A 12,282-nucleotide genomic window follows, 5' to 3' on the forward strand; every position below is an offset into this window, starting at 1 on the left:
CGCAACGCGGTTATGCTGTCAGGCCGGCGCACGAACCGCCATGTCGGGGTCGGGCCGGCGACGACCAGAAGCGATGCGAACCCCCGACGGAGACCGTTCCGAAGACCGTTCCATCTGCTGTTCATGTCCGGCCCTCCTGTCCGTTCGGTGACGCGATAGCCCAGAACGATATAAGGAAGCGTATGCGGTGGACAACGTTCTTGTCCACCGCGACGGTCCGACCCTACCGCGTGAACTTCTTGTGGCTCACCCGGCTCGGGCGCATCGCCTCGTCGCCCAGCCGGCGGCGCTTGTCCTCCTCGTAGGCCTCGAAGTTGCCTTCGAACCATTCCACGTGGCTGTCGCCCTCGAAGGCCAGGATGTGCGTGCACAGGCGGTCGAGGAAGAAGCGGTCGTGGGAGATGATGACGGCGCAGCCGGCGAACTCGGCGATGGCGTCTTCCAGGGCGCGCAGGGTCTCGACGTCGAGGTCGTTGGTCGGCTCGTCCAGAAGCAGGACGTTGCCGCCGTCCTTCAGCAGACGGGCCATGTGGACGCGGTTGCGCTCGCCCCCCGACAGGATGCCGACCTTCTTCTGCTGGTCGGAGCCCTTGAAGTTGAATGCCCCGCAATAGGCGCGCGACGCGATCTCGGCCTTGCCCAGCTTGATGATCTCCGCGCCCCCGGAAATGGCCTGCCACACGTTGTCGTCCGCGTTCAGGTCGTCGCGGGACTGGTCGACGTAGGACAGCTTGACCGTGTCGCCGTATTCGACGGACCCGGCATCGGGCTGTTCCTGCCCCGTCAGCATGCGGAACAGGGTGGACTTGCCCGCGCCGTTGGGGCCGATCACGCCGACGATGCCGCCGGGCGGCAGCGAGAAGGACAGATCCTCGAACAAGAGCTTGTCGCCATAGGCCTTGGTCAGCCCTTCGGCCTCGATCACCTTGGCGCCGAGGCGGGGGCCGTTGGGGATGATGATTTGGGCCTTGCCGACCAGTTCCGTTTCCGGCCGGTCCGCCATCTCGTGATAGGCGGCGATCCGGGCCTTCGACTTGGTCTGGCGGGCCTTGGCGTTGGAGCGCATCCATTCCAGCTCGCGCGCCAGGGTCTTCTGGCGGGACTTGTCCTCGCGCGCCTCCTGCTCCAGCCGCTTGGCCTTCTGCTCGACCCAGGACGAATAGTTGCCTTCCCACGGGATGCCGCGCCCGCGCTCCAGCTCCAGGATCCAGGACGTGATGTCGTCCAGGAAGTAGCGGTCGTGGGTGACGATCAGGCAGGTGCCCTTGTAGTCGATCAGGTGGCGCTGGAGCCAGGCGATCGTTTCCGCGTCCAGGTGGTTCGTGGGCTCGTCCAGGAGCAGCATGTCGGGCGCCTGCAGCAGCAGCTTGCACAGGGCCACGCGGCGGCGTTCGCCGCCCGACAGGCTGGCGGGGCTGGCGTCGTCGGGCGGGCAGCGCAGGGCCTCCATCGCGATGTCGACGCGGGCGTCCAGATCCCACAGCCCTTCGGCGTCGATCTCGTCCTGCAGGCGCGCCATCTCGTCGGCCGTCTCGTCGGAATAGTTCATCGCGATCTCGTTGAACCGCGCCAGCTTGGCCGTCTTCTCGGCCACGCCCATCATCACGTTCTCGCGCACGGTCTTTGTGTCGTCGAGGTCGGGTTCCTGCGGCAGGTAGCCGACCTTCGCGCCCTCCGCTGCCCAGGCCTCGCCCTGGAAATCCTTGTCCTGGCCCGCCATGATCCGCATGAGGGACGACTTGCCGGTGCCGTTGACGCCCACGACGCCGATCTTGACGCCGGGCAGGAAGGACAGGCGGATGTTCTCGAACACCTTCTTGCCGCCGGGATACTGCTTGGACACGCCGTCCATGTGATAGACGTATTGATAGGCCGCCATGGGATCGCACCGCTTTCGTGAATTCGTGGGTTGCCCGCCATATGGCGGGGAGTGCGGCGGGGTTCAATCCGGGGCGGTTGCGCGGGGGGGGGCCGTGGGGCATGTCCCCGGCCATGGACGCGACGCCCCACGCCCGGACCGGCATGGCGATCGGCCTTCTGGGCGGGTCGTTCGACCCCGCGCATGACGGCCACGTCCACGCGACGCGCGAAGCGCTGAAGCGGTTCCGCCTGGACCGGGTGTGGTGGCTGGTCAGCCCCGGCAACCCGTTGAAGCGCGACGGCCCCGCCCCCCTGGAGCGCCGCGTGGCGCGGGCGCGTGCGCTGCTGGGGGGCCACCCCCGCGTGAGCGTCACCGACATTGAGGCGCGGCTGGGCACGCGCCACACGGCGGCCACGCTGACGGGGCTGCGGCGGCTCTATCCGGGGGTGCGGTTCGTGTGGCTGATGGGGGCCGACAACCTGGCGCAGTTCCACCGCTGGGACCGCTGGCGGCGGATCCTGCGCACGGTGCCCGTGGGGGTCGTGGCGCGGCCCGGCGACCGGATGGCCGCGCGCATGTCGCCTGCGGCCCACGCCTTCCGCCGCTGGCAGGTGCCGGAGGCCGGGGCCCCGGGCCTGGCGGGGATGGACCCCCCCGCCTGGTGCCTGGTGAACGTGCCGATGCACCCTGCCAGCAGCACCGCGATCCGGGCCGCGGGCGGGTGGGTCACGCGAGGCGGCCTCGTTTGACCGTCGTGGAATGGCCGTGTGATCGACGTGTGACGAGCGCGGGACGGACCGATCAGCCCCGCCGCACCGCGAGCGTCGAGAGCCCCGCCCCCACCAGGAGCGCGAGGCCCGTCAGCGTGACGGCGTCGGGCAACTCCGCGAAGACCAGCCATCCCAGCAGGGTGGCGGCGATCAGCTGGAAGTACACGAAGGGCGCCAGCACGGTCCCGCCCGCGCGGCGGTAGGCGAAGACGAGCAGGACGTTGCCCGCCGCCGAGGCCAAGCCCGACACCAGGAGCAGGGGCACGGTCGCGGCATCGAGGGGCGGCCAGTCCCACGCGCCCAGGGGCGCCAGCAGGAGCGTACCGATCACCGTCTGCGACACCATCAGCTGCATGGGGGGCACCGCGCCCGACAGCCAGCGGGACGCCGTCAGGAACCCCCCGTAGAGCAGGCCCGCCGCGACCGCGAAGCCCAGGCCCGGCGTCATGCCGAAGCCCGGTCGCACGACCAGGAGGACGCCGCAGAAGCCCAGCGCCACCAGAACGGTCTGCGCGGGGCGGACGCGTTCCCCCAACAGCCACACCGACAGGACATAGGAGACGAGGGGTCCCACGAAGAACGCGCCGAAGACGTTCGCCAGGGGCTCCGTGCGCAGGGCCGTGAGGATGCAGGCGATGCCGCCCGCGATCAGGGCGGCGCGCAGCCACAGCCGGGGGTCGCGGAACAGGGGCCACCGGACGCGTCCGCGCACCAGAACCAGCACCATCGCCGTCCCCACGGCGAAGCGGGCGAAGGCCACGAAGAACGGATCCGCGCCGTGCCGCGTGGTCAGGATCTTGCCCGCGCTGTCGCCCACGGGGATCAGCGACATGGCCACGAACATCAACGCGACGGATCCCAGGAGGGTGCGGTCCATGGCGGGGGTTAGGGACCGGCGAGGGGCGGATGGCAAGCGGGGGTCGGGGGCGACGGGTGCCTCGGAAGGCCCGGGGCCCGGCGCGCGTCGCAGGGCCGGGACCGGCGATCCGAGGGTCCGGTCGACGCGCGGGGGCATGTCCTTATGGGTTCGTGAAGGGCGGCCCCGCACCCCTGGGCTTCCCTTCCGCGCCGCCACGCGGCAGGGTCCCGCCGGGGACGGAGACACGGATGAAGCGACGCACATTCCTGGGCGGCGCCCTGGCGCTGGGCGCGGTCGGACGGGCCGACGCGTTCGAGGTGCTGGCGCGCTCGGCCCGCCCGCCGCGCAAGCCGGAGGACGCGCTGGCCCGCGGGGCGCCCGCCGCGAGCGACCTGATCGCGGCCGCCGGCCTGGGCGGGCATGTCAGCGCCGTGGTCGCCGACGCCCGCACGGGCGCGGTGCTGGAGGCGGTGAACCCCCTGCGCGCCCTGCCCCCCGCCTCCGTGCTGAAGGCGGTCACCGCGCTCTATGCCATCGAGACGCTGGGACCGGACCACGCCTTCCGCACGCGGCTGTGCGCCACGGGCCCGGTCGAGGGGGGCGTCCTGCGCGGCGACCTGGCGCTCCTGGGCGGGGGGGACCCGTCGCTCGACACCGACGGGCTCTACGCGATGGCCGCGGCCGCGAAGGCCGCGGGCGTCACGGCGATCGAGGGGGAGCTGCTGGTGTCGCCCGGCCCGCAGCCCACGCTGCCGCGGATCGATCCGGCCCAGCCGCCGCACGTGGGCTACAACCCGGCGGTGTCGGGGCTGAACCTGAACTTCAACCGCGTCCATTTCGGGTGGGAGCGCCGGGACGGCGACTATCGCGTCACGATGGACGCGCGCACCGAACGGTTCCGGCCCGACGTCGCGTCGGCGCGCATGGCCGTCGCGGACCGGTCGCTGCCGGTCTACACCTATGCCTCCGACGGGGCGGTGGACCGTTGGACGGTGGCGCGCGCGCAGCTGGGGGGGGCGGGCGCGCGCTGGCTGCCAGTGCGCAACCCCCTGGTCTATGCGGGCGACGTGATGCGCACGATGCTGCGGTCCCACGGCATCGCGGTGGGGCCCGCGCGCGTCGTGGCCGACGCCCCCGCGGGCCGCGTGGTGGCGGAGCAGGACGGCGCGCCGCTCGCGCGCGTGGCGGCGGGGATGCTGCGCTATTCCACGAACATCACGGCCGAATGCCTGGGGCTGGCGGCGACGCGCGCGCGCGGCGGGTCCACGGTGACGCTGGCGGCGTCGGGGGACGCGATGGCCGGTTGGTTGGGCGCGCGGGCCGGCGTGGGGCGGGCCGCCTTCGACGACCATTCGGGGCTGAACGGCACGTCGCGGCTGTCGGCGTCGGACATGGTGCGCGTCCTGTGCGCGCCGGAGGCCGAGCGCGTGCTGCGCCCCATCCTGCGCGACCGCGTGGTCCAGGAGGGGCGCGAGCCGTTCATGGCGGTCGCCAAGACGGGGACGCTGAACTTCGCGTCCGGCCTGGCCGGGTACTTCGACGCGCGCTCGGGGCGGACGCTGGCCTTCGCGGTCTTCGCCGCCGACCCCCCGCGGCGGGAGGCCCTGCCGGTGGGCGAGCGGGAACGCCCGGCCGGCGGTCAGGCCTGGGGCCTCCGCGCGCGCAACCTGCAGCACGAGCTGATGGCGCGGTGGTGGGACGTCCATGCCTGACCACCGGGCGTCCTTCCCCGTCCGCGCGGCGGGCGCGGCCCTGCTGTCGCTGCCCCCTTCCGCTGCTGCGGCGTGGGCGTTCGCGCCGGACCCGGTCTGCACCCTGTCGCATGACGGGGCGGCGGCGGCGGTCGTGGTCACGTTCGACCCCGCGCTGCCGGAATACGCCATCGCGATCACGCTGGCGGACGGCACCTGGCCCGACGCGCCGGTCTTCGCCCTGCTGTTCCGGGGCGGGACGGCGTCGACGATCACCACGGACCGGCACGTCCTGTCCGACGACGGGCGCACGCTGACGGTCACGGATCGGGGCTTCGGCAACGTCCTGAACGGGCTGGAGCGGAACGGCGCGGCGGTCGCGGCGGCCGGGACCCTCCGCGTGCCCGTATCGCTGGACGGCGCCGCCGGGCCCGTGCGGGCGTTCCGGGGCTGCCCGTCCACGGCCCTGTCCTAGGGGCGGATCGTGGGCGGGGACGGGTTCCGCGCGGCGGCCGGGCCTCCGCCCGCGATCGTCCTGGTGGAGCCCCTGATCCCCGGCAACACCGGCACGATCGCGCGGACCTGCGCCGCGTTGCGGGTGGATCTGTGCTTGGTGGGGCCCTTGGGGTTCGACCTGTCGGACAGGGCGGTGCGGCGGGCGGGGCTGGATTACTGGCCGCACGTGCCCCTGCACCGCTTCGAGGGCTGGGACGACTTCCTGGCCCGCCGCGCCCCGCCGGAGGACGCGCTGTTCCCGTTCGAGGAGTTCGGCGCGACGAGCGTGTACCACGTGGACTGGCCCGCGGGCGCGCATCTGGTGTTCGGGACCGAAACGACCGGCCTGCCCCCCGCCGTGCTGGACGGGCGCCGCGACCGGACCGTGCGCCTGCCCATGCGCAGCCCCCACGTGCGGTCGCTGAACCTGTCCAACGCGGTGACGGCGGCGGCCTATGTCGCGTTCCGGGGGCTGCTCGGGGGGTGATGGGGCGAGGGGGGGGGCATGGAGGTGGATCGTCGGGTCGAGGCCGACGGCGACGGGGACGTCCGGGGTTCGCGTCGAGCGGTTCCCCCCCGATCCGGGTGGCCGTCAGATCCCCGCCGCCGCCCGCACCGCCGCCACCCGGTCCGCGTTGCTTCGCGCGACGGTGCCGTCGGCGTGGTGGCGCGCGTTCTCGAACCCCACGCGCAGCTTGCCGCCATGGGCGTGGGCGCGGACCAGGCAGGCGGTCTCGGCCCGGCCGAAGGCGCAGGCGGCCCAGTCGGGCACCGCGTCCGCCCCGGCCATCCAGTCTAGGAACGGGGTCAGGTCCGCCGGGTCGGCGCGCTGGCCGGGCGCATGGCGGCCGAGCACGAACAGGACCTGCGTGGCGGGCATCACCGGCAAGAGGGCCGACAGGGCGTCGGCATCCGCCCGGTCGTAGAGGATGTGCTGCACGGCGATGCCGCGCGCGGCGCATTCGTGGTAGAAGGCGGCGATGCCGTCCGTACCGTCCGCCGTGACCTCGCGCACCGACACGGAGACCGCGCAGGCCCCGCCGTCCAGGGCGACGCGGCGCTGGTGGGCGGGGTCGTAGCGGCCCGCGGCTTCGGTGGTGATCTGGACGCGCAGGGCGGGCACGGCGCCGCGCAGGGCGGTCAAGGCTTCCCGGTAGGCGCCCGCGTCCAGCAGGTGGCCGCCATCCGCGTCGCGCAGGTGCAGGTGCAGCCCGTCGGCGCCCGCCGCGTGGCAGGCGGCGGCGTCGGCCAGGATGCGGTCCAGCGTGACGGGCAAGGCGGGGTGGTCCCGCGGCGTCAGGCGCGCGCCGTTGGGGGCCACCATCAATCGCGGCAGGGGCGTCACAGCACGTCGTCCAGCGCCCCCGCGAGCGCGTCGCAGATCTCGGCCAGGTGGTCGTCGGTCACGATGAAGGGGGGCGCCAGGAGCACGTGGTCGCCCCGCCGCCCGTCGATCGTGCCCGCGGTGGGATAGCAGATCAGGCCGCGCGCGAAGGCGGCCGCCTTGATCGCGGCGGCCACCCCCCGGTCCGGGTCGAAGGGCCGCTTCGCGTCCCGGTCGGCGACCAGCTCCAACGCGCGGAACAGGCCCCGGCCCCGGATGTCGCCGACATGGGGGTGGTCGCCGAACCGGTCGTGGAGCATCGCGGCCAGGCGTTCGCCCATCGTCGCGGCGCGGTCCGCCAGCCCCCCGTCGGTCAGCTTGCGGAGCACCGCGTCGGCGGCGGCGCAGGCGACGGGATGACCCCCATAGGTGTGGCCGTGCTGGAAGGCGCCCGTGCCGTCCCGGATGGCGTCGTGGATGGCCCGCGTGCACAGCATCGCGCCGATCGGCTGGTAGCCCCCGCCCAGCCCCTTGGCGATCGCGGCGATGTCGGGCGCCACGCCGTCCTGCTCGCAGGCCCACAGCGTGCCGGTCCGGCCCATGCCGCACATCACCTCGTCCAGGATCAGCAGCACGCCGTGGCGGTCGCAGATCTCGCGGATGCGCCGGAAGTAGCCCGGCGCGGGCGGCACGGCCCCCGCCGTGGCGCCGACGACGGGCTCGGCCACGAAGGCGATCACCGTTTCGGGGCCCAGGCGTCGCAGCTCCGCCTCCAACAGGTCGGCGGCGCGGATGGCGTAGTCCTCCGACGTCTCGCCCGGTTCGCGCAGGCGGTACTCGTAGCAGGGCTCGATGTGGCTAGCCGACGTCAGCAAGGGGTCGAAGGGCGCGCGGCGCCACGCGTTGCCGCCCGCGCCCAGCGCGCCCAGGGTGTTGCCGTGGTAGGATTGCCGGCGGGCGACGAAGCGGGTGCGGTCCGGATGTCCGGTCTCCAGCATGTATTGACGGGCGAGCTTCAGGGCGGCCTCCATCGCCTCCGACCCGCCGGACACGAAATAGACCCGGTCGAGGTCGCCGGGCGCGTGGGCGATCAGCCGGTCGGCCAAGCGTTCGGCGGGGTCCGACGTCAGGAAGCCGGTATGCGCGAAGGCCAGGCGGTCGACCTGATCCGCGATCGCGCGGGCCACGTCCGCGTCGCCGTGGCCCAGGCAGGACACCGCCGCCCCGCCCGACCCGTCCAGGTACCGCCGGCCCCGGTCGTCCCACAGGTACACGCCCTCGCCCCGCACGGCGCGGGGGGGCAGGCTGCGGGACTGGCGGGCGAAGACGTGGGACACCGGCGGGCCTTCGTGGTTGGCGCAATGACAGGACCACGCCCGGAAACGATTGACCAACCCGAATTCGTGGCGAACACTCGCCCCATGGGGGAGTCCGGCCGCGCGACCCGCGGCCCCGCGCCCCCGTCCGCCCCTGTCGGGGCCGACGACGAGGATAGGGAGATCCGCATGACGATCAGTTTCAAGACGGCCGCCGCGGGCCTGGTGGCCGCGGCCCTGGTGGCCCCGGCGGCCCACGCGCAGCAGGAATCGTTCATCACCATCGGCACCGGGGGGGTCACGGGCGTCTATTATCCGACCGGCGGCGCGATCTGCCGGATGCTGAACCGCGGCCGTCGCGACCACGGCATCCGCTGCTCGGTCGAATCGACGGGCGGGTCGGTGTACAACATCAACACCATCCGTGAGGGCGAGCTGGAGTTCGGGGTCGCGCAGTCCGACTGGCAGTACCACGCCTATAACGGCACGTCGCAGTTCGAGGACGGCGGCCCGTTCGAGGGGCTGCGCGCCGTGTTCTCGATCCACCCGGAGCCCTTCACCGTCGTGGCCCGCGCCGAGGCCGGGATCGAGACGTTCGACGACCTGCAGGGCAAGCGCGTCAACATCGGCAACCCCGGTTCCGGCGCGCGCGGCACCACGGAGGTGCTGATGGAGGCCAAGGGCTGGACCACCGACGACTTCGCCCTGGCGACGGAGCTGAAGGCCGCGGAACAGTCCGCCGCGCTGTGCGACAACCAGATCGACGCGATGGTGTACACCGTGGGGCACCCGTCGGGATCGATCCAGGAGGCCACGACCGCCTGCGACAGCGTGCTGGTCGAGGTGTCGGGCGCCGAGGTCGAACAGTTAATCGCGGACAACCCGTTCTACCGCACCGCGACCATCCCCGGCGGCATGTATCGCGGCAACGACGAGGACGTGCAGACCTTCGGCGTGGGCGCGACCTTCGTGACCAGCGCCGACGTCCCCGACGAGGTGGTGTACCAGCTGGTCAAGGCGGTCTTCGACAACATCGAGGACTTCAAGGGCCTGCACCCCGCCTTCGCCAACCTGGAGCCGTCGGAGATGGCGTCGGCCGGACTGTCCGCGCCGATCCACGACGGGGCCAAGCGGTACTATGACGAGGCGGGCCTGAGCCAGTGACGGCCGCCTGACCGACATCGCCGGGGGCGGCCCGCCCGCCCCCGGCGCCACGCGACACGGGGGACGATCCGATGGCCAAGGACAAGCGCGCGCTGAGCGACGCCGAACTGCAGGAGCTGGTCTCGGCCAACGACAGCGGGGCGCGCAACCCGTCGGGTGCGGTGGGCACCTTCATCGCCTGCGTGGCGCTGGCCTGGTCGGTGTTCCAGGTCCTGCTGGCCTCGCCCGTGGCGCCCTACGTGCTGCCCAGCGATGCCATCAACAACTCCCGCCAGATCCACTTGGCCTTCGCGATCTTCCTGGCCGCGATGGCCTATCCGCTGTTCAAGTCCAGCCCCCGCGACCGGATCCCGTGGTACGACTGGATCCTGGGCCTCGCTGGGGTGTTCTTCGCGCTCTACGGCTATTTCTTCTACGACAAGATCGTGCAGAACGGCGGCCTGGCCGACGACACCGACGCGATCGCGGGCCTGACCGGCCTGATCCTTCTGTTCGTCGCGGCCTATCGCGTGCTGGGGCCCGTCATGGTCGCCCTGGCGCTGGTCTTCCTGTTCTACGTGTTCTTCGGATCGTCCGACGTCGTGCCCGACCAGATCCGCTGGGCGGGGGCGTCCCTGCGCAAGGCGATGAGCCACATGTGGATCACGTCGGAAGGGGTGTTCGGCATCGCCTTGGGCGTGTCCACGCGCTTCGTGTTCCTGTTCGTGCTGTTCGGCGCGCTGCTCGACAAGGCGGGGGCGGGCAACTACTTCATCAAGATGGCGTTCGGCGCCTTAGGCCACCTGAAGGGCGGACCCGCGAAGGCCGCGGTCGTGGGCTCGGCCGCCACGGGCCTGATCTCGGGCTCGTCCATCGCCAACGTGGTCACGACCGGCACCTTCACCATCCCGCTGATGAAGCGCGTGGGCTTCAGCCCGGAAAAGGCCGGATCGGTCGAGGTGGCCAGTTCCGTCAACGGCCAGATCATGCCGCCCGTCATGGGCGCCGCCGCCTTCCTGATGGTCGAGTACGTCGGCATCTCCTACGTCGAGGTCATCACCCATGCCTTCCTGCCGGCGGTCATCAGCTACATCGCGCTGGTCTATATCGTCCACTTGGAGGCGGTGAAGAACGACATGCCCGTGATCGGCGACAAGGTCGTGTCGGTGGGCCGCACCCTGGGGGGCATGTTCGCCTTCTTCGCGGGCTTCGCGATCCTGTGCTATGCCACGCAGTACCCGGTGGGCTGGATCGTGTCGCTGTTCCCCGACGGGTCCGGCTGGATCCTGGCCGCGCTTCTGGCGGTGGTCTACGTGGCCCTGGTCTGGGTCGCGGCGCGCAGCCCCGACCTGGAGCCCGACGACCCGAACGCGGAGGTCGTGGAGCTGCCCGACCTGGCGAAGATCTATGCCACCGGCCTCTATTACCTGCTGCCCATCGTGGTGCTGGTCTATTTCCTGATGATCGAACGCAAGTCGCCGGGCTTGTCGGCCTTCTGGGCCACGTTCCTGCTGTTCGGTATCCTGCTGACGCAGAAGCCGCTGAAGGCGCTGTTCCGGGGTGAATCAGACTTCGCCGCGCGGCTGCGGGATGGGGTGGGCGACCTGATCGCGGGCATGATCGACGGCGCGCGCAACATGATCGGCATCGGCCTGGCCACCGCCACGGCGGGCATCATCGTGGGCACGGTGTCCCTGACCGGCATCGGGCAGGTCATGGCCGACTTCGTGGAGTTCCTGTCGGGCGGCAACCTGATCCTGATGCTGATCTTCGTGGCGATCCTGTCGCTGATCCTGGGGATGGGCCTGCCGACCACGGCCAACTACATCGTCGTGTCCTCGCTGATGGTGGCGGTGGTGGTCGAGCTGGGGGCGCAGTCGGGGCTGATCGTGCCCCTGATCGCGGTGCACCTGTTCGTGTTCTACTTCGGGATCATGGCCGACGTGACGCCGCCCGTGGGACTGGCGTCGTTCGCGGCCGCCGCCGTGTCGGGGGGCGACGCGATCAAGACGGGGTTCATCGCCTTCTTCTATTCACTCCGCACGGTCGCCCTGCCCTTCGTGTTCATCTTCAACACCGACCTGCTGCTGATCGACGTGACGTGGACGCAGGGGATCGTCGTCTTCATCGTGTCCACGGTGGGGATCCTGGTCTTCACGGCGGCCACGATGGGCTGGTTCCTGGCGAAGAACCGCATCTGGGAAACGGTGGCGATGCTCCTGATCGCCTTCGCGCTGTTCCGGCCGGGCTTCTTCATGAACCAGATCCAGCCCCCGTTCGAGGACATAGCGCCCGCGGCCTTCGAGCAGGCGTTGGCCGACGCCCGGCCCGGATCGACGTTGCGGACCGTGGTGTCCGGTCCCGACTTCGACACGTTCGAGGTCAAGGACGTGACCGTGCCCCTGACCGTCCCCGAAGGCGCCACGGGCGCGGAGCGCCTGGACGCGCTGGGCCTGTTCCTGATCCCCGAGGGCGACGCCGTCTATCTGGACGAGCCGGGCTTCGGGACGGAGATCGGGGACGCGCTGTCGTCGTTCGACTTCTATGGCGACGAACGCGTGACCCTGACCGCCGTGCAGGCGGACGCGGACCAATGGCCCAAGGAACTGATCTTCGTGCCCGCGCTGGCGCTGCTGGGGCTGATCGCGATGCTGCAGCGGGGGCGGGCCTCCCCCGCCGGCGGCCGCGCGGTGCCCGCGGCGGCGGAATGACCGCCGCCTCCCCCGGGATCGCTGGATCGGTGGTTCCCTTCCGCCCGGTATCCGACTAAGGTGGTCGGGAACGGGATCCGACCAAACGGGGGTATGTCCATGGCCGCACCGC

Annotated in this window: 10 protein-coding genes; 6 read left to right on the top strand and 4 right to left on the bottom strand. The window is 71.7% G+C overall.

Going from position 1 to position 12,282, the window contains the following annotated elements; translation table 11 throughout:
* Positions 1-223 precede the first annotated feature (223 nt).
* Positions 224-1,879 (bottom strand): energy-dependent translational throttle protein EttA, encoded by a 1,656-nt coding sequence (ettA, locus tag P0084_RS14780; protein ID WP_308917640.1) that lies wholly within the window; start codon positions 1,877-1,879, stop codon positions 224-226.
* A gap of 113 nt (positions 1,880-1,992) precedes the next feature.
* Between ettA and P0084_RS14785 the strand changes: the two genes are divergently transcribed.
* Positions 1,993-2,610 carry a nicotinate-nucleotide adenylyltransferase gene (locus P0084_RS14785; protein WP_308917641.1) on the top strand — a complete coding sequence of 206 codons (618 nt, stop codon included), beginning with the start codon at positions 1,993-1,995 and terminating at the stop codon, positions 2,608-2,610.
* A 52-nt stretch (positions 2,611-2,662) separates the two neighbouring features.
* On the opposite strand, the gene P0084_RS14790 is transcribed toward P0084_RS14785, so the two are convergent.
* Positions 2,663-3,508, bottom strand: a complete 846-nt coding sequence (locus P0084_RS14790; RefSeq protein WP_308917642.1) for a DMT family transporter — start codon at positions 3,506-3,508, stop codon at positions 2,663-2,665.
* Between the two features lie 230 nt (positions 3,509-3,738).
* On the opposite strand from P0084_RS14790, the gene dacB reads away from it, so the two are divergent.
* From dacB to P0084_RS14805, 3 genes are read left to right on the top strand one after another with little or no spacing between them, the layout of a single operon-like run.
* A complete protein-coding gene (gene dacB, locus P0084_RS14795) occupies positions 3,739-5,202 on the top strand; it encodes a D-alanyl-D-alanine carboxypeptidase/D-alanyl-D-alanine endopeptidase (RefSeq protein ID WP_308917643.1) in 1,464 nt (487 codons plus the stop codon).
* Positions 5,195-5,656 carry an excinuclease ABC subunit B gene (locus P0084_RS14800; protein ID WP_308917644.1) on the top strand — a complete coding sequence of 154 codons (462 nt, stop codon included), beginning with the start codon at positions 5,195-5,197 and terminating at the stop codon, positions 5,654-5,656. Before dacB ends, P0084_RS14800 begins: the two co-directional genes overlap by 8 nt.
* A 9-nt stretch (positions 5,657-5,665) precedes the next feature.
* Positions 5,666-6,163, top strand: a complete 498-nt coding sequence (locus P0084_RS14805) for a tRNA (cytidine(34)-2'-O)-methyltransferase (protein ID WP_308917645.1) — start codon at positions 5,666-5,668, stop codon at positions 6,161-6,163.
* 105 nt (positions 6,164-6,268) lie between these two features.
* Here the strand turns inward: P0084_RS14805 and P0084_RS14810 are convergent, their stop codons facing one another.
* Together P0084_RS14810 and P0084_RS14815 are read right to left on the bottom strand one after the other, a co-directional pair.
* Positions 6,269-7,021: a 3-keto-5-aminohexanoate cleavage protein gene (locus P0084_RS14810; protein ID WP_308917646.1), complete on the bottom strand. Its 753-nt coding sequence runs from the start codon at positions 7,019-7,021 to the stop codon at positions 6,269-6,271.
* Complete coding sequence (locus P0084_RS14815; RefSeq protein ID WP_308917647.1) at positions 7,018-8,337, bottom strand: aspartate aminotransferase family protein; 1,320 nt, start codon at positions 8,335-8,337, stop codon at positions 7,018-7,020. Before P0084_RS14815 ends, P0084_RS14810 begins: the two co-directional genes overlap by 4 nt.
* A 168-nt stretch (positions 8,338-8,505) precedes the next feature.
* On the opposite strand from P0084_RS14815, the gene P0084_RS14820 reads away from it, so the two are divergent.
* Positions 8,506-9,480, top strand: coding sequence for a TAXI family TRAP transporter solute-binding subunit (locus tag P0084_RS14820; RefSeq protein ID WP_308917648.1), 975 nt, complete (start codon positions 8,506-8,508; stop codon positions 9,478-9,480).
* 71 nt (positions 9,481-9,551) lie between these two features.
* Positions 9,552-12,170 (top strand): TRAP transporter permease, encoded by a 2,619-nt coding sequence (locus P0084_RS14825; RefSeq protein ID WP_308917649.1) that lies wholly within the window; start codon positions 9,552-9,554, stop codon positions 12,168-12,170.
* Positions 12,171-12,282: the final 112 nt, after the last annotated feature.

The sequence above is a fragment of the Jannaschia maritima genome, assembly GCF_030973515.1.
GTDB lineage: Bacteria > Pseudomonadota > Alphaproteobacteria > Rhodobacterales > Rhodobacteraceae > Jannaschia > Jannaschia maritima.

What these genes read in the sequence shown, in the direction of transcription:
- ettA (WP_308917640.1), bottom strand. Translation starts at nt 1,879, where the DNA reads ATGGCGGCCTATCAATACGTCTATCACATGGACGGCGTGTCCAAGCAG.
- P0084_RS14785 (WP_308917641.1), top strand. Translation starts at nt 1,993, where the DNA reads ATGGACGCGACGCCCCACGCCCGGACCGGCATGGCGATCGGCCTTCTG.
- P0084_RS14790 (WP_308917642.1), bottom strand. Translation starts at nt 3,508, where the DNA reads ATGGACCGCACCCTCCTGGGATCCGTCGCGTTGATGTTCGTGGCCATG.
- dacB (WP_308917643.1), top strand. Translation starts at nt 3,739, where the DNA reads ATGAAGCGACGCACATTCCTGGGCGGCGCCCTGGCGCTGGGCGCGGTC.
- P0084_RS14800 (WP_308917644.1), top strand. Translation starts at nt 5,195, where the DNA reads ATGCCTGACCACCGGGCGTCCTTCCCCGTCCGCGCGGCGGGCGCGGCC.
- P0084_RS14820 (WP_308917648.1), top strand. Translation starts at nt 8,506, where the DNA reads ATGACGATCAGTTTCAAGACGGCCGCCGCGGGCCTGGTGGCCGCGGCC.
- P0084_RS14825 (WP_308917649.1), top strand. Translation starts at nt 9,552, where the DNA reads ATGGCCAAGGACAAGCGCGCGCTGAGCGACGCCGAACTGCAGGAGCTG.